Origin of the sequence: Sulfuritortus calidifontis (genome assembly GCF_003967275.1) — a bacterium.
GTDB classification, from domain to species: Bacteria; Pseudomonadota; Gammaproteobacteria; order Burkholderiales; family Thiobacillaceae; genus Sulfuritortus; species Sulfuritortus calidifontis.
Window position 1 is genome coordinate 236,345 of record NZ_AP018721.1, and the last position, 15,998, is coordinate 252,342.

Here is a 15,998-nt window from a genome sequence, read left to right on the forward strand (position 1 = left end):
GCTCCTCGGGGTCGTGCGGCCCTTTGCTTTTCCGGGCGGTCTGTCTGACTACAATGAAGCGTGAACTCGGGAGAAGGGGATCTTATGTTCGAATCGGCAGAGCTCGGCCATCAGATCGACAAGGCGGTCTACGACAAGGAAGTGCCCAAGCTGCGCGAGGCCCTGCTCGACGCGCAATTCGACCTGGCCGCGGCCAAGAAATTCGAGGTGATCATCCTGGTCGGCGGCGTCGATGGCGCCGGCCGCAGCGAGACGGTCAACCTGCTCAACGAGTGGATGGACCCGCGGCACATCGAAGTCCACGGCATGGGCGAGCCTTCCGACGAGGAGCGCGAGCGGCCGCCAATGTGGCGCTTCTGGCGGGTGCTGCCGCCCAAAGGGCGGATCGGGGTGTTCATGGGCTCCTGGTACAGCTGGCCGATCCTCGACTACGTCTATGGCAATATCGACCAGGCCGCCTTCCACGAGAAGATCGAGCGCATCGTCAGCTTCGAGAAGATGCTGGTCGCCGAGGGCGCCCTGTTGATCAAGTACTGGTTCCATCTGTCCAAGCAGGGGCAGCGCAAGCGGCTGAAGGCGCTGGAGAAGGATCCGCGCACCCGCTGGCGGGTGAGCAAGCGCGACTGGGCCCATTTCGAGATGTACGACAAGTTCATCGACGCCGACGAGCAGGCCCTGCGCATGACCAGCACCGCCGAGGCGCCCTGGTACATCATCGAAGGTTCCGATGCCCGCTACCGCGAGCTCACCGTTGGCAACATCCTGCTCGAGGCGCTGCGCAAGCGGCTGGACGAGAAGGATGGGCCGGTCAAGGCCGGTCATGTGCCGCCGCTGCTGCCTTCGATCGACCAGCGCCACGTGCTCAAGTCGCTCGACCTCAGTCGCCGCCTGAGCAAGAAGGCCTATGAGCGCACCCTGGAAGAACAGCAGGGCCGTCTGGTGCAGCTGGTGCGCGACCCGCTGTTCAAGGAGATTTCCGTGGTGGTGGTGTTCGAGGGCAACGACGCCGCCGGCAAGGGCGGCAGCATCCGCCGCATCACCGGCGCGCTCGACGCCCGGCAATACCAGGTCATCCCGATCGCGGCGCCGACCGAGGAGGAGCGCGCCCATCCCTACCTCTGGCGCTTCTGGCGTCACCTGTCGCGGCGCGGCCGGATCAGCCTGTTCGACCGCTCCTGGTACGGCCGGGTACTGGTCGAGCGGGTCGAGGGCTTCGCGCCCGAGGCCGACTGGATGCGGGCCTACGGCGAGATCAACGATTTCGAGGACCAGCTCGCCCGGCACGACACAGTGGTGGTCAAGTTCTGGCTGGCCACCAGCAAGGAAGAGCAGATGCGCCGGTTCAAGGAGCGCGAGCAGACCGGCTTCAAGCGCTACAAGATCACCGACGAGGACTGGCGCAACCGCGAGAAATGGGACCAGTACGAGCGCGCCGTCTGCGACATGGTCGAACGCACCAGCACCGACTACGCGCCCTGGACCCTGGTCGAGTCGAACGACAAGTACTACGCCCGGGTCAAGGTCCTGACCACCCTGTGCGACCGGATCGAGGCCCGCCTGGCCGAGCGGCGCAAGCAGGCCAAGAGGCAGGCGGCCAAGGCCGCGAAGGCCAAAGCCAAGGCAAAGAAGAAGTAGGGGCCGGGCCCTAAGTCCATATTCCAAAATGGGTTTTTGGCTTGCACGCGTCTTGGCGAAAAAGTAGACTGACCAGTCTACTCATCGTCAGGTCCGCTATGGTCGCCGTAGAAGAAGCCCCTCAGGATACCCGCCAGCGCCTGCTGGACGCGGCTTGCGAAGCCTTCCGCGAGGAGGGCTACCAGGTCAGCATCGACCGCATCGCCGCCCGCGCCCGGGTCGCCCGGCAGACCCTGTACAACCACTTTCCCGGCAAGGGCGCCCTGTTCGCCGAGGTGATCCAGCACGCCATCCAGTCCATCCTGGTCACCCTCGAGGGCGACGGTCCCGTGCGCGAGACCCTGCTCGCCTTCGGCCAGGCCTATCGCGAGAAGCTGCTCAGCCCCGAGGGCCTGGCCATCTTCCGCACAGTAACCGCCGAGGCGCCGCGCTTTCCCGAACTGGCCCGGCAGTTTTTCCGCCAGGGGCCGGCCATCACCCGCAAGCGTCTGGCCGAGTACCTGGCCCGCGCCATGGCGGCCGGCAGCCTGCGCCAGGACGACCCGGACTTCGCCGCCGAGATGCTTGCCGCCATGCTGATCGATTTCGACCGCCTGCGCGGCCTGATCGATCTGCAAACCGATTTGCTCAAACCCGCCAAGACGGCACAGGTGGTCGATGGCTTCCTGCGCATGTACGCCGCCGGAAAGGACACGCAATGAAACGCCTCGCCCCGATTCTGCTTCTGCCCCTGTTCACCGCTTGCGGCCCTGGCGACAAGGGGGCCGGTCCCGGTTCCGGCCCCGGCAACATGCCGCCGCCCGAGGTCGAGGTGGTCGAGGCCGACCGCGGCGCCGTCACCCTCACGCCCGAGCTGCCCGGCCGGGTGGCCGCCGTGCGCACGGCGCAGGTGCGGGCCCGGGTCGAGGGCATCGTCGAGAAGCAACTGTTCCAGGACGGCAGCGACGTGCGCGCGGGCCAGGCCCTGTTCCAGCTGGATGACCGCACCTACCGCACCGCTGCCCAGGCGGCCGAGGCCGAGGTCGAGACGAAGCGGCTCAACCTGCAGCGGATCGAGGCGCTGCTGCCGATCAAGGCGGTCAGCCAGCAGGAGGCCGACGCCGCCCGGGCCGCGCTGAAGCAGGCCGAGGCCCAGCTCGCGCGTGCCCGCCTGGATCTGGAAAACACCACCGTGCCGGCCGCCATCTCCGGCCGCATCGGCCGCGCCCTGGTCACCGAGGGCGCCCTGGTCGGCCGCGGCGAGGCCACCCTGCTCGCCACCATCGAGCAGCTGGAGCCGGTGCATGTGCTGTTCACCCAGCCCAACGCCGAGGTCCTGCGCCTGAAGGCGGCGCTCGCCGCCGGCAGGTTGAAGGCGGCGGAGGGACGCAGCGTCGAGCTGGTGCTGGAGAACGGCCAGGTCTATCCGCACAAGGGCCGGCTCACCTTCAGCGACATGAGCGTGGACACGGCCACCGGCGCCATCACCCTGAAGGCGGAATTCCCCAACCCCGAGCGCCTGCTGCTGCCGGGCACCTTTGTCCGCGTCCGGCTGGCCCAGGCGGTGGCGCCCGATGCCATCGCCGTGCCCCAGCGCGCCGTGCTGTCCGGTCCCCAGGGCCAGTTCGTGCTGCTGGTTGGGCCGGAAAACAAGGTGCTGCCGCGGCCGGTGAAGGTGGGCGCCATGGCCGGCGACCGCTTCGTGATCGAGGAGGGCCTGGCCGGGGGCGAGCGCGTCATTGTCTCCGGCCAGATGAAGGCCAAGCCGGGTTCGCCAGTCAAGCCGATTGAGCCGGTCGAGCCGGTCGAGCCGGTCGCGGCGAAGCGGGCGAACTGAGATGGCACGCTTCTTTATCCATCGGCCCATCTTCGCCTGGGTCATCGCCATCCTGATCATGCTGGTCGGCGTGATCGCGCTGAAGAACCTGCCGGTCGCGCAGTACCCGCAGGTGGCGCCGCCGCAGATCGCCTTCAACGTCACCTATCCCGGCGCTTCGGCCCAGGTGGTCGAGGACACCGTGATCAAGCTGATCGAGCAGGAGATGAATGGCATCGAACATCTCCTGTACATGGAGGCCGCCTCCGAGCTGGGCGCCGGCACCCTCACCCTGACCTTCGAGCCGGGCACCAATGTCGACATCGCCTCGGTCGAGGCGCAGAACCGCATGAAGCGGGTCGAGGCGCGGTTGCCGGAAGACGTGCGCCGCCTGGGCGTGCCGGTGACCAAGCCGCAGCGCAACTACCTGATGTTCGTCGCCATCCATTCCAAGGACGGCAAGCGCAGCGCCATCGACCTCGGCAGCTACGCCGCCGCCAATGTGCTCGACGAGCTGCGCCGCCTGCCCGGGGTGGGCGAGGCGATCCTGTTCGGCAGCGAATATTCCATGCGCATCTGGCTCAGGCCGGAGCAACTCAACAGCTACGGCCTGACCCCGGCCGACGTCAAGCGCGCCCTGCAGGCGCAGAACGTGCAGCTCGCCACCGGCGAGCTGAACCAGGCCCCGGCGGCCCAGGGCGCCCAGGTCAACGCGGTGATCGTCACCCGCGGCCGGCTCGCCACGCCGGAGGAGTTCGGCGCTGTCGTGGTGCGCGCCCTGCCGAGCGGCGCCACGGTGAAAGTGAAGGACGTCGCCCGGGTCGAGCTGGGCGGCGACAGCTACGAGCGCTATGCCCGGATGAACGGCCAACCCATCGCCGCCATCGCCGTGCGCGTGGCGCCCGGCGCCAATGCGCTGGAGGTGGCCAAGTCGGTCAAGGCGCGCATGGCCGAGCTGGCCAAGTATTTCCCGGCGGGCATCGACTGGGCCATCCCCTACGACACCTCGCGCTTCGTCGAGATCTCCATCTTCGAGGTGGTGAAGACCCTGGGCGAGGCCATGCTCCTGGTCTTCGTCGTGATGTACGTTTTCCTCGGCCACTGGCGCACCACCCTGGTGCCCGCCGTGGTGGTGCCGGTGGCGCTGGCCGGCGCCACCGCCGGCCTCTATGCCTTCGGCTTTTCCATCAACGTGCTCACCCTGTTCGCCATGGTGCTCGCCATCGGCATCCTGGTCGACGACGCCATCGTCGTGGTCGAGAACGTCGAGCGCATCATGCGCGAGGAACACCTGGCGCCGCTGCCGGCCACGCTCAAGGCGATGGACCAGATACTCGGCGCCATCCTCGGCATCTCGGTGGTGCTCTCGGCCGTGTTCATGCCCATGCTGTTCTTCGGCGGCTCGGTCGGCGCCATCTATCGCCAGTTCGCCACCACCCTGATCCTGACCATGGGTTTTTCGGTGCTGATGGCGCTGTCGCTGACGCCGGCCATGTGCGCGACCCTGCTCAAGCCGAGCGAGGCCGAGGCCGACGCGAAGCGCTGGTTCAACCGCTTCTTCGGCCGGGTGACCGAGCGCTACCGCGGCACCACCGCCCGCATCCTCGCCCGCAGCGGGCGCTGGATGGCGATCTATCTCGCGGTCGTGCTCGCCACCGGCTGGCTGTTCGCCCGGCTGCCCGGCAGCTTCCTGCCCGAGGAGGACCAGGGCTATTTCATCACCCTGGTCCAGCTGCCCGGCGGTGCCACCCAGGAGCGCACGGTCGAGGTGCTGTCGCGGGTCGAGCGGTTCTACCTTAACCAGCCCGAGGTCGAGCGCGTGATCGGCGTGGTCGGCTTTTCCTTCTTCGGCCGGGGCCAGAATGCCGCGCTGGTGTTCACCCGGCTCAAGGACTGGGACGCGCGCGGCGGCAGGGAACACTCGGCCCAGGGCGTCATCGGCCGCGCCATGGGCGGCTTCATGCAGATCAAGGAGGCCATGGTGTTCGCGGTCAACCCGCCGCCCATCCCCGAGCTGGGCGCCGTCGGCGGCTTCGATTTCCGGCTGCTGGACCGCACCGGCCAGGGCCGCGAGGCGCTGCTGGAGGTGCGCAACAGGGTGCTCGGCCTGGCCAGCCAGGACCCGCGCCTGGCCGGCGTGCGGCCCGAGGGCCAGGAACCGGGGCCGCAGGTCTATCTCGACATCGATCGGGAGAAGGCCCAGGCCCTCTCGATCGACATGGCCGAGCTGAACGACACCCTGGCCTCGGCCATCGGCGTCGCCTACGTCAACGACTTCGTGCGCCAGGGCCGCATCCTCAAGGTGCAGATGCAGGCCGAGGCCGACCTGCGCAAGACGCCGGAAGACCTGATGCGGCTGCCGGTGCGCAACCGTCAGGGCGGCATCGTGCAGCTGGGCGAGATCGCCCGGCCGCAGTGGGTGGTCGGCCTGCCCAAGCTCGACCGCTACAACGGCAGCCCCGCGCTCAAGATCGCCGGCGGCCCGGCCCCGGGCCATTCCACCGGCGAGGCGATGCAGGCCATGGAGGAGATCGCGGCCAAGCTGCCGCCGGGCTACGGCTTCGCCTGGTCCGGCACCTCGTTCGAGGAACGCCTGGCCGGGGCGCAGGCGCCCATCCTGTTCGCGCTGTCGCTGCTGGTGGTCTTCCTCGCCCTGGCCGCGCTGTACGAGAGCTGGGCCATCCCCTTCGCGGTCATCCTGGTGGTACCGCTCGGCGTGCTCGGCGCCGTGCTCGCCGTCCAGCTGCGCGGCCTGCCCAACGACGTGTTCTTCAAGGTCGGCCTGATCGCCATCATCGGCCTGTCGGCCAAGAACGCCATCCTGATCATCGAGTTCGCCCGCAAGCTGCACGAGGACGGCATGGAACTGGTCGCGGCCACGCTCGAGGCCTGCCGCATGCGGCTGCGGCCGATCGTGATGACCAGCTTCGCCTTCATCCTGGGCGTGCTGCCGCTCGCCATCTCCACCGGGGCCGGCGCCGCCGGCCGCCATGCCGTGGGCACCGGCGTCATCGGCGGCATGATCGCCGCCACCCTGCTCGCCATCTTCCTGGTGCCGGTGTTCTTCGTGGTGGTGCGCCGCTTCTTCCCGGCGCGGCCGCCGCGAAAGGAAACGCAAAATGACTGATCGCCGCTTCCCCGCCGCCGGCCTGGCCGCGGCCCTCGCCGCCGCGCTGCTGGCCGGCTGCTCGCTGGTGCCCGAGTACCTGCGGCCGGCCCCGCCGGTGCCGGCGCAGTTCCCCGATGTCGAGGCCAAGGCGGCCGAGGCGGCCCTGCCGCCCTGGCGCGACTATTTCGCCGACCCGGCCCTGCAAGGGCTGATCGCGGCCGCGCTCGAACACAACCGCGACCTCAGGATCGCCCTGGCCCGGGTGGCAGAGGCGCGCGCCCTGGCCGGTGTCGCCCGTGCCGACCGGCTGCCCACGCTGGAGGCCCAGGCCACGGGCAGCCGCAGCCGCACCCCGGCCGATCTGAGCAGCAGCGGTGCCAAGCGCACCACCAGCCGCTACGACGCGGCCTTGGGGCTGACCGCCTTCGAATTGGATTTCTGGGGCCGGGTGGCCGCCCTGAGCGAGGCGGCACGGGCGCAGTACCTAGCCAGCGATGAGGCAGCCAGGAGCTTCCGCATCGGCCTCATCGGCGACGTCGCCAACACCTGGTACCAGCGGCTGGAACTGGCCGAGCGCGAGCGTCTGGCGGCCGAGACCCTGAACAGCCGGCGCGAGAGCCTGGAGCTCACCCGCAAGCGGCGCGATGCCGGCCTGGCCGGCGACCTCGACGTGCTCGCGGCCGAAAGCCTGGCCGAGTCGGTGCGCGCCCAGTGGGCCGAACTCAAACGCCAGCGCCAGCAGACCGAGAACGCCCTGCGCCTGCTCACCGGCATGGCTGCCGAGTTGCCGCCGCCGGCCAGACCCGCCGCCCTGGCCGAACTGGCACCGGGCCTGCCCTCGGCGGTGCTGCTGCGCCGGCCCGACGTGCGCGCCGCCGAGCAGCGGCTGATCGCCGCCAACGCCAACATCGGCGCCGCCCGCGCCGCCTTCTTCCCGCGCATCTCGCTCACCGCCGCCTTCGGCAGCGCCAGCGGCGCCCTGTCCGGCCTGTTCGATTCCGGTAGCGAGGCCTGGTCGTTCCAGCCCGCGCTCAAGCTGCCGCTGTTCGATGCCGGGCGCAACCGGGCCAACCTCGACCTGGCCGAGGCGCGCAAGGTGGCTGCCGTGGCCGACTACGAAAAGACCGTGCAGCAGGCCTTCCGCGAGGTGGCCGATGCCCTGGCCGCGCAGGCCGGCTACCGCGAGCAGCTGGCGGCCCAGGCGGCCAACCTGGCCGCGCAGCAGGCCCGGCTGCAGCGGGTACAGGCCCGGGCCGAGGCTGGCCTCGCCAGCTATCTGGAAGTGCTCGACGCCGGCCGCGAGGCCTTCGCCGCCGAGCAGGCCCTGGCCGCCGCCGAGCGCCAGGCCCAGGGCGCCCGCATCGCCCTGTACAAGGCCCTGGGCGGCGGCGACTGAGGTCGGGCCGGACGAAATCCGCCTGGCCAGCCGGCGGCGCTGTGCTATAGAAATATTAGCGATTCCTAATATTTCGGAGCGGCAGATGGCAACAGCGGACAAACCGGCCCCGGTCGACAAGCAAAACCTGGCGCAACAGGCCTACGACAAGGCGCTGCAATATGAACTCGACTACGGCTGCTGCCCGCAATGCGTGCTGGCCGCCATCCAGGAGACCGTCGGCGTCATCGACGACAGCGTGATCAAGGCCAGCCACGGCCTCTCCGGCGGCGGCGGCCTCATGGGCCAGGGCGCCTGCGGCGCCCTCACCGGCGGCCTGGTCGCCCTCAGCGCCAAGCGCGGCCGCGACCGCGACAAGCTGGACAAGGGCCGCTTCATCAGCAACTTCAAGAAGGGCCGCGAACTGGTCGAACGCTTCCGCCAGGAGTTCGGCGGCATCACCTGTGAGCAGCTCCAGCAATGCTTCACCGGCCGTACCTACGACATGTGGAACGAGGACGAGTACAAGGCCTTCGACGCGGCGCGCGGGCAGCAGTGCGCGCGGGCGACGGCGACGGTGACGAAGTGGGTGGTGGAGATGCTTTAGAAGTAGGGCGCATTAGCCGTTAGGCGTAATGCGCCGGATGGATTTGAATCACACACGGTGCAGTGGGACGGTGGCCTGGATAGAGGTTGTTGGTTCACGTAAGGCCTCCGGCCGGGCGCCCCCGGCCGGAGGACTGCCGTGTGCAAAAGGCGCCGGATAAATATTTCATGCGGCGCAATGAGTACTGCGCTCTAGCTAACCCCTGCGTTTGCGTTCGAACCGGGCACCAAGAAAACAACAGCAACATGAACGGGGGTACCAAAACCAAATACGTCCAACCCCACCAAAGCCCGCTGGCCCACGAAAGGCCGCCCGGAAAGCTGAGCAGCAGCATCTGTGGCAATAAGCCAATTTGGAGGAAGACGACATTGCCTTTGACGTCGGTGGTGTTGGCTGCGGCCGCAGCCCAGCATAGTGGCCAGATGAGGTAGATCAGGGCGAACCGGAGGCCGAGGCGGCTCATATCGTTGGTGGCGTCCCCATCAGTGGCCGCATGGTCGTGAGTAGATTCGCGAACAACTGCGGATGCTCCTTCTCCTGCTGTTCCAACAGCAGCTTCATCTGATACCGCTGCATCGGCATCGAAAAACACGCCGGGCAGTTCTCATGGATTACCGGCAGCCCCGCATTCTTCGCGAAGTCCCGGGTCTGGCGCTCGCGGGCGTAGACGAAGGGCCGGATGACGCGGACGTCGCCGGCGTCGTTCAGGTAGTGCGCCTGCATGGTGCGCAGCTTGCCGCCGAAGAAGGCGGACATGAGAAAGGTCTCGGCCAGGTCGTCCAGGTGCTGGGCCAGGGCGAGCACGTTGTAGCCGTTTTCCCGTGCGGTGCGGTAGAGGATGCCGCGGCGCATCCTGGAACAATAGGCACAGAAGGAATCGCCCTGCATGTGGGCCTGGGCCTGCTCGACGATGGGCTGGCTGTCGTAGAAATAGCGCACGCCCAGCTGTTCCAGGTAGGGCTTGAGCGGCGAGGGGTCGAAGTCGGGCGATTGCGGGTCGACAGTGCAGGCGGCCAACTCGAACTTGATCGGCGCCTTCTTCTGCAAGTGGAGCAGCACGTGGAGCAGGGACAGGCTGTCCTTGCCGCCGGACAGCCCGAGCAGCACCCGGTCGCCATCGCGGATCATCATGTAGTCGCCGATCGCGCGACCGGCGGCGGTGAGCAGGCTGCGGCTGGGTTTGACCGCTTCGAGCGCTTCGGTCACAACAGCGGCGCGACCAGCGCTTCCAGCTTCTGCTCGGCGACGGCGCCGGTGTAGGTGGCGGCGGGCTTGCCGTCGCGGTCGAGCACCAGGGTGTAGGGCAGGCCGCCCAGGCGGTTGCCGGCCAGCGTGCTCAACTGGCTGGCCTCGGGGCCACCGACCAGGATGGGATAGTGGATGCCGATTTCGTCGACATAGGCCTGCACCCGGCTTGGCTCGTCGAGGGCGACGCCGACGAAGACCAGGCCCTTGTCGGCGTATTTCTCGTGCAGCTTGATGAAGCCGGGGATCTCTTCGCGGCAGGGCGGGCACCAGGGCGCCCAGAAGTTGATGACCACGACCTTGCCGGCCCACTGGCTGAGGGGCTGCGGTTTGCCTTCGAGGTCGGGCAGGCTGGCGGCCATGACCGCGCCGGTGTCGATGCCCTCGCTCAGCCCGCCGTTGTCGGCGGCCGGCGTGGGGTCGCTGAGTTTCTTGTAGACGAAGGCACCGGCGACGCCGAAGACGGCGGCGACGATGAGGACGCTGAGGTGATGTTTCTTCAGCTTCATGGCATGCCCTTGTCCAGGCTCTGCAGGAATTTCTCCGGCGGCTCGTAGCCGATCACCCTAAAACCGGATTGTTTGCCTTCCTTGTCGAAGAAGATCAGGCCGGGCGGGCCGAACAGGTTGAATCGCTTGAGCAGGGCCTTGTCCTCGGCAGTGTTGCCGGTGACGTCGGCCTTGAGCAGCACCACATCCTTCAGCCGAGCCTGCACCTTGGCGTCGGAGAAGGTGAAGCGCTCCATCTCCTTGCACGAGATGCACCAGTCGGCATAGAAGTCGAGCATGACGTACTTGCCCTTGGCTTGGGCGATGGCGGCGTCGAGCTCGGCGCTGCTTTTCACCGTGCGGAACTGCAGCTTGGCCGGCTCGCCTGCGATGGCGCTGCCGGCGGCGCCGCCCTTGAAGATCTGCAGCGGCTGCAGCAGGTCGCGGCTGCCGCCCAGGGCGCCGAGCAGCAGGCTGATGCCGGCGATCAGGGCGATCATGCCGACGCCCTTCCACAGGCGGCGCCAGCCGCTGGCGCCGGCCTCGAGCGGGTCGATCGCGCGCAGGTACATGGCGGCGACGATCAGCAGCGCGGCCCAGAGCAGCATGACCACGACCGGCGGCAGCAGCGGCGAGACCAGCCAGATCGCGATGGCCAGCATCAGGGTGCCGAAGAAGCTCTTCACCGCCTCCATCCAGGCGCCGGCCCGCGGCAGCAGGGCGCCGGCCGAGAGGCCGACCAGGAGCAGGGGCACGCCCATGCCCAAGGCCATGAAGAACAGCGAGACGCCGCCCAGCAGCATGTCGCCGGTCTGGCCGATGTAGAGCAGGGCGCCGGCCAGGGGAGCGGCGACGCAGGGGCCGACGATCAGGGCTGAGATGGCGCCCATGGCGAACACGCCGGTGAACTTGCCGCCTTGCATCTTGTTGCTGGCCTCGGTGAAACGGCTTTGCAGGAAGCTCGGCAGCTGCAGGTCGTAGAAGCCGAACATGGACAGGGCGAGGGCGACGAAGATGGCGGCGCCGGTACCCAGTGCCCACGGGTTCTGCAGGGCGTTGGAGATCAGGGTGCCCGACATGCCGGCGGCGACGCCGGCCAGGGCATAGGTGATGGCCATGCCCAGCACGTAGGCAAGCGAGAGCATGAAACCGTGGCGCTTGGTGATGTCATGGCCCTGGCCGACGATGATGCCGGACAGGATGGGGATCATCGGGAACACGCAAGGCGTGAGCGCGAGCAAGAGACCGAAGCCGAAGAAGCTGGCGACCACCACCCAGAAGCTGCCGCCCTTGAGCATGGCGGCGATCTGCCCCGATTCCGAGGTGTCCTCCGGCTCGACGGCGGCTGCCTTGGCCGGTGCGGCCGGTGCAGTTGAGGTGGCGGCTGCGGCGCTGCCGAGCACGAGGTCGAAGCTCTTGTCGATCGGCGGGTAGCAGACGCCCTTTTCGCTGCAGCCCTGGTAGCTGGCTTTCAGCTTGACCGGCCCGCCGTTCGCGGACAGGCCCTCCAGGCGCACGGTGGCGCTGAAGCCGTCGTGGTAGACGAACATCTTGCCGAAGTTGGGGTCGGTCTTTTCCTCGGCCTGGGGCAGGTCGATGCCGGCGACCTTGGCGCCGGCCGGGCTGACCACGCTGAACTTGATCTTGTCGCGGTAGAGGTAATAGCTCTTGGCCAGGTCGAAGCGGGCGGTGACGGCATTGTTGCCGGCCGGGGTGAGGCTGAGCTTGAAGGCCTGGTCGGCCGGCAGCAATTCGGGCTCGCCGCCGGCGAGTTCGCCCGCCAGCTGCTTCAGGCTGTTGAGCGGCTGGAAGCCGGTCGCCGGCGCGGCCGCGGCCACGACCGGCTGCAGGGTAAAGGTGGTCTCCTGCGGCGGATAGCAGACGCCGGCATCGGCGCAGCCTTGGTAGCCGGCGATGAGCTTGAACGGTTTGGGCGCGCCGGCATAGCTGACCGGGATGCGCACCTTGAAGCTGTCGCGCAGGGTCTCGACCCGGCCGAAATATTCGTCGTCCTTGATCTGGCCCTTGGGCATGGACGGGGCGCCGAGCTTTGCGCCGCTGTCGGCGGAAAACTTGAACTTTTCCTTGTACAGGGCATAGCCCTTGGCCACCTGGAACTGCAGCTCGACATTGGCGTTGTCGACCAGGCGGGCGCTGACCCGGAAGGCCTGTTCGGGTTCCAGCAGGTCCTCCTCGGCGCGCAGGGGCAGGGCGGCCAGCAGGAGCAGGGCGGCGGTCAGGATATGGCGCATAGTGTCTCCAAGGTTTTTTCGGCTTAGATTTGCGCAGTCAGCCAGTCCAGGTAAGCTGGCAGGCCTTGCGTAATTTCGACGGCAATCAGTTCCGGTAGTTCATACGGATGGTTTTGCCTGAGGTGGCGCTCCAGCTCGGCATAACGGTCGGCCGTGGTCTTGATCAGGAGCGGGATTTCATTGTCCTTGTGAATGGCGCCCTGCCAGCGGTAGACCGAACGGCAGGGGGCGAGGATGCTGACGCAGGCGGCCAAGCGTTCCGCCACCAGGGACTCGGCGAGTTTGTCCGCGGCTGCCTGGTCGGGCAAAGTGGTGAAGCAGAGCAAGGCCTGGCTGCCTGACATGGAATAGGTGTATGAAATTATTGGTCTTCGCGATTATAGCTTTGGGCCTGCCGGCGCTGGAATTGGCAGGGATATACCAGATCTGGCAAATCATCGGCGCCTGGACCCTGGCCTGGCTGGCCCTGGCCATCCTGGCCGGCCTCGTGGTGCTGCGCATCGAGCGGGCCGAGCTGCTGCCGCGCCTGATGTATTCCGCCTTCGAGGGTCGCACGCCACTGGCCGTGCTGTGGGAGAGCGGCCGGCGCATCCTGGCCGGCGTGCTGTTGATCGTGCCCGGCGCGATCAGCGACGTGGTCGCCCTGGTCCTGCTCATCTGGCCCTCGCCGCCGCGGCCGCGCGGCCCGCGGGCCGCGAACGACGACTTCATCGAGGGCGAGTTTCGGCGCGAGGATTAATCGAGCTGCTGCTTGAGATGGCGCAGGCCGACCAATAGCGCGGCCGAGGCGGGGATGGCGAGCAGCACGCCGAAGAAACCGAACAGCTGGCCGAAGGCCATGAGCGCGAAGATCACCGCCACCGGGTGCAGGCCGACCCGTTCGCCGACCAGGCGCGGGGTGATGACCATGCCCTCCAGCACCTGTCCCAGGCCGAACACCGCCCAGACCGGGATCAGCGCGGTCAGCTCGCCGTGCTGCATGAGCCCGGCCAAGCTGCCCAGCAGCAGGCCGACGATCACGCCCAGATAGGGCACGAACACCAGCACGCCGGCGACCAGGCCGACGGCCAGGGCGTAATCGAGCCCGGCCAGCCACAGGCCGGCGCTGTAGAACACCGCCATGACCAGGATGACGGCGATCTGGCCGCGGACGAACTCGGCCAGCACGACATCGACCTCGCGGGCGATCTCGATGGTCTTGCCGGCCACGGGCCGGGGCAGCCAGCCGACCAGGTGGGCCAGGATGCGGTCCCAGTCGCGCAGCAGGTAGAAGGTGACCACCGGCACCAGCACCAGATTGACCAGGAAGCCGAGCACCGCCAGACCGCCCTCGCCCAGGGTGGGCAGATAGGCGGTGAATTGGCCCTGGCCGAGTTGGGCCTTGAGCCAGTCGCCGAGCTGGGCCTGGTCCTGCATGAGGTCGATGCCGAAGGTCTTTTCCACCCAGGGCAGCAGGGTCTGCTGCACCCAGTCCAGGGCGAGCGGCAGCTGGTTCATCAACAGCCGCGCCTCGGCCTGGACCAGGGGCGCCAGGATCAGGGCGAGCAGCACGAAGGCCAGCAGCAGGCCGAGCAGGACCAGGCTGGTGGCGAGGGTGCGGTTAAGCTTGTGGACCTCCAGCCGGTCGACCAGCGGGTCGCAGAGATAGGCCAGGGCGGCGGCGAGCAGGAAGGGGGTGAGGATGGGGGCCAGCAGGTAGAGCAGATAGAGGCCGCCGGCAGTCACCAGCAGGGTGAGCAAGGCACGATTGGCGGCGGGATTGGGCTGCATCTGCGGTAGAATAGCATTGTTTTTTCAACCTTTTCGGCCTGCTCTCCGTGACTACCCAATCTGGACTCTCCTATCGCGATGCCGGTGTCGATATCGACGCCGGCGATGCCCTGGTCGACCGTATCAAGCCCCATGCCAAGAAGACCCTGCGCCCCGAGGTGCTCGGCGGCATCGGCGGCTTCGGCGCCTTGTTCGAGCTGACCGGCAAGTACAAGGAGCCGGTGCTGGTCTCCGGCACCGACGGCGTCGGCACCAAGCTCAAGCTCGCCTTCCAGATGAACAAGCACGACACCATCGGCCAGGACCTGGTGGCGATGAGCGTGAACGACATCCTGGTCCAGGGCGCCGAGCCGCTGTTCTTCCTCGACTACTTCGCCTGCGGCAAGCTCGACGTGAACACCGGCGAGCAGGTGGTGGCCGGCATCGCCAAGGGCTGCGAGCTCGCCGGCTGCGCCCTCATCGGCGGCGAGACGGCCGAGATGCCCGGCATGTACCCGCCGGGCGAATACGACCTGGCCGGCTTCGCCGTCGGCGCCGTGGAGAAGTCGCGCATCATCACCGGCAAGACCATCCAGCCGGGCGACGCGGTGCTCGGTCTGGCATCGAGCGGCCCGCATTCCAACGGTTATTCGCTGATCCGCAAGATCGTCGAGGTCAGCGGTGCCGATCTCAACAGCGCCTTCCATGGCAAGACTCTGGGTGAGACCCTGCTCGAACCAACCCGCATTTACGTCAAACCGCTGCTGGCGCTGATGAATGAACTGCCGGTGAAGGGCCTGGCCCACATCACCGGCGGCGGCCTCTTGGAGAACATCCCGCGCATCCTGGCCGACAACCTCACCGCCGTGCTCGACGGCAAGGCCTGGACCTTCCCGCCGGTATTCCAGTGGCTGATGGAACAGGGCAAGGTCGAGCTGCGCGAGATGCACCGCACCTTCAACTGCGGCATCGGCATGGTGCTCGTGGTCGCCGCGGATGACGCCGAGCGCGCGGCCGAGTTCCTGAGCAAGCAGGGCGAGACCGTCTACCGCCTGGGCCGCATCGAGCAACGCGCCGAAGGCCAGCCGCAAACCGTCGTGGTTTGATGCGCGTCGTCGTCCTCATCTCCGGCCGTGGCAGCAATATGGAGGCGCTACTGCGCGCCGGGCTGCCGGTCGAATTCGCCGCCGTCATCAGCAACAAGGCCGAGGCCAAGGGGCTGGCGGTCGCGCGTGAGCTCGGGGTCGAGACCGCCGTGGTCAATCACAAGGACTATCCCAGCCGCGAGGCCTACGATGCGAAACTGGCCGAGGTGATCGACGGCTACGGTGCCGATCTTGTCTGCCTGGCCGGTTTCATGCGCATCCTCAGCGACGGCTTCGTCAATCGCTATGCCGGGCGCATGATCAACATCCATCCCTCGCTGCTGCCCGCCTTCACCGGGCTCGACACCCATGCCCGCGCCATCGCCGCCGGCGTCAAGCTGCATGGCTGCACCGTGCACTATGTCACGCCCGAGCTGGATGCCGGGCCGATCGTCGTCCAGGCCGCGGTGCCGGTGCTGGAAGACGACACGCCGGACAGCCTGGGGGCGCGCGTGCTGGAGCAGGAGCATCGCATCTATCCGCTGGCCGTGCGCTGGATCGCCGAGGGCCGGGTCGAGCTGAGTGCCGACGGCCGCGCCCGGGTGCGCAGCAACGCCCCCGCGGCCAACGCCCTGATTTCGCCTGCGGGGTAGCACCG

The 15,998-nt window shown here is 67.9% G+C and carries 14 protein-coding genes; 9 read left to right on the forward strand and 5 right to left on the reverse strand.

Annotation, left to right across the window (positions count from 1 at the left end):
- Positions 1-84: 84 nt before the first annotated feature.
- The 6 genes from pap (at position 85) to EL388_RS01290 (ending at position 8,521) form a co-directional block, all read left to right on the forward strand.
- Positions 85-1,635, forward strand: coding sequence for a polyphosphate:AMP phosphotransferase (pap, locus tag EL388_RS01265; protein ID WP_126458482.1), 1,551 nt, complete (start codon positions 85-87; stop codon positions 1,633-1,635).
- Positions 1,636-1,733: 98 nt separating this feature from the next.
- Positions 1,734-2,336, forward strand: a complete 603-nt coding sequence (locus EL388_RS01270; protein ID WP_126458487.1) for a TetR/AcrR family transcriptional regulator — start codon at positions 1,734-1,736, stop codon at positions 2,334-2,336.
- On the forward strand, positions 2,333-3,451 hold the full coding sequence (locus tag EL388_RS01275) for an efflux RND transporter periplasmic adaptor subunit (RefSeq protein WP_232019150.1): 1,119 nt from the start codon (positions 2,333-2,335) through the stop codon (positions 3,449-3,451). The genes EL388_RS01270 and EL388_RS01275 overlap by 4 nt, the downstream gene beginning before the upstream one ends.
- Position 3,452: 1 nt before the next feature.
- Positions 3,453-6,557: an efflux RND transporter permease subunit gene (locus EL388_RS01280; protein WP_126458491.1), complete on the forward strand. Its 3,105-nt coding sequence runs from the start codon at positions 3,453-3,455 to the stop codon at positions 6,555-6,557.
- The gene (locus EL388_RS01285) at positions 6,550-7,935 is read left to right on the forward strand and encodes an efflux transporter outer membrane subunit (RefSeq protein ID WP_126458494.1); all 1,386 of its coding nucleotides are present in this window, start codon (positions 6,550-6,552) and stop codon (positions 7,933-7,935) included. Before EL388_RS01280 ends, EL388_RS01285 begins: the two co-directional genes overlap by 8 nt.
- A gap of 85 nt (positions 7,936-8,020) precedes the next feature.
- A complete protein-coding gene (locus tag EL388_RS01290; RefSeq protein ID WP_126458497.1) occupies positions 8,021-8,521 on the forward strand; it encodes a C-GCAxxG-C-C family protein in 501 nt (166 codons plus the stop codon).
- Positions 8,522-8,980: 459 nt separating this feature from the next.
- Here EL388_RS01290 and EL388_RS01295 read toward each other — a convergent pair whose 3' ends face one another.
- Genes EL388_RS01295 through cutA form a run of 4 tightly spaced genes read right to left on the reverse strand, consistent with a single transcriptional unit; the run spans position 8,981 to position 12,850 of the window.
- Positions 8,981-9,727 (reverse strand): PP-loop family protein, encoded by a 747-nt coding sequence (locus EL388_RS01295; protein ID WP_232019151.1) that lies wholly within the window; start codon positions 9,725-9,727, stop codon positions 8,981-8,983.
- Positions 9,724-10,275 (reverse strand): TlpA family protein disulfide reductase, encoded by a 552-nt coding sequence (locus EL388_RS01300; protein WP_126458500.1) that lies wholly within the window; start codon positions 10,273-10,275, stop codon positions 9,724-9,726. Before EL388_RS01300 ends, EL388_RS01295 begins: the two co-directional genes overlap by 4 nt.
- The gene (locus EL388_RS01305; protein ID WP_126458503.1) at positions 10,272-12,506 is read right to left on the reverse strand and encodes a protein-disulfide reductase DsbD; all 2,235 of its coding nucleotides are present in this window, start codon (positions 12,504-12,506) and stop codon (positions 10,272-10,274) included. The genes EL388_RS01300 and EL388_RS01305 overlap by 4 nt, the downstream gene beginning before the upstream one ends.
- 23 nt (positions 12,507-12,529) lie before the next feature.
- Entirely contained in the window at positions 12,530-12,850 is a 321-nt protein-coding gene (cutA, locus tag EL388_RS01310) for a divalent-cation tolerance protein CutA (protein ID WP_126458506.1), read from the reverse strand.
- An 11-nt stretch (positions 12,851-12,861) separates the two neighbouring features.
- Here cutA and EL388_RS01315 point away from each other — a divergent pair, with 11 nt between their 5' ends.
- Positions 12,862-13,245, forward strand: a complete 384-nt coding sequence (locus EL388_RS01315; RefSeq protein WP_126458509.1) for an FxsA family protein — start codon at positions 12,862-12,864, stop codon at positions 13,243-13,245.
- On the opposite strand, the gene EL388_RS01320 is transcribed toward EL388_RS01315, so the two are convergent.
- Complete coding sequence (locus tag EL388_RS01320; protein ID WP_126458512.1) at positions 13,242-14,276, reverse strand: AI-2E family transporter; 1,035 nt, start codon at positions 14,274-14,276, stop codon at positions 13,242-13,244. The genes EL388_RS01315 and EL388_RS01320 overlap by 4 nt on opposite strands.
- A 38-nt stretch (positions 14,277-14,314) precedes the next feature.
- On the opposite strand from EL388_RS01320, the gene purM reads away from it, so the two are divergent.
- Together purM and purN are read left to right on the forward strand one after the other, a co-directional pair.
- Positions 14,315-15,361, forward strand: a complete 1,047-nt coding sequence (gene purM / locus EL388_RS01325) for a phosphoribosylformylglycinamidine cyclo-ligase (RefSeq protein ID WP_126458515.1) — start codon at positions 14,315-14,317, stop codon at positions 15,359-15,361.
- The gene (purN, locus tag EL388_RS01330) at positions 15,358-15,993 is read left to right on the forward strand and encodes a phosphoribosylglycinamide formyltransferase (RefSeq protein WP_197721807.1); all 636 of its coding nucleotides are present in this window, start codon (positions 15,358-15,360) and stop codon (positions 15,991-15,993) included. The genes purM and purN overlap by 4 nt, the downstream gene beginning before the upstream one ends.
- The last annotated feature ends 5 nt before the right edge of the window (positions 15,994-15,998 follow it).

Bases quoted from the DNA above. Each gene is read 5' to 3' on its own strand.
- pap (WP_126458482.1), top strand. From the start codon at position 85: ATGTTCGAATCGGCAGAGCTCGGCCATCAGATCGACAAGGCGGTCTAC.
- EL388_RS01270 (WP_126458487.1), top strand. From the start codon at position 1,734: ATGGTCGCCGTAGAAGAAGCCCCTCAGGATACCCGCCAGCGCCTGCTG.
- EL388_RS01275 (WP_232019150.1), top strand. From the start codon at position 2,333: ATGAAACGCCTCGCCCCGATTCTGCTTCTGCCCCTGTTCACCGCTTGC.
- EL388_RS01280 (WP_126458491.1), top strand. From the start codon at position 3,453: ATGGCACGCTTCTTTATCCATCGGCCCATCTTCGCCTGGGTCATCGCC.
- EL388_RS01285 (WP_126458494.1), top strand. From the start codon at position 6,550: ATGACTGATCGCCGCTTCCCCGCCGCCGGCCTGGCCGCGGCCCTCGCC.
- EL388_RS01290 (WP_126458497.1), top strand. From the start codon at position 8,021: ATGGCAACAGCGGACAAACCGGCCCCGGTCGACAAGCAAAACCTGGCG.
- EL388_RS01300 (WP_126458500.1), bottom strand. From the start codon at position 10,275: ATGAAGCTGAAGAAACATCACCTCAGCGTCCTCATCGTCGCCGCCGTC.
- EL388_RS01305 (WP_126458503.1), bottom strand. From the start codon at position 12,506: ATGCGCCATATCCTGACCGCCGCCCTGCTCCTGCTGGCCGCCCTGCCC.
- cutA (WP_126458506.1), bottom strand. From the start codon at position 12,850: ATGTCAGGCAGCCAGGCCTTGCTCTGCTTCACCACTTTGCCCGACCAG.
- EL388_RS01315 (WP_126458509.1), top strand. From the start codon at position 12,862: ATGAAATTATTGGTCTTCGCGATTATAGCTTTGGGCCTGCCGGCGCTG.
- EL388_RS01320 (WP_126458512.1), bottom strand. From the start codon at position 14,276: ATGCAGCCCAATCCCGCCGCCAATCGTGCCTTGCTCACCCTGCTGGTG.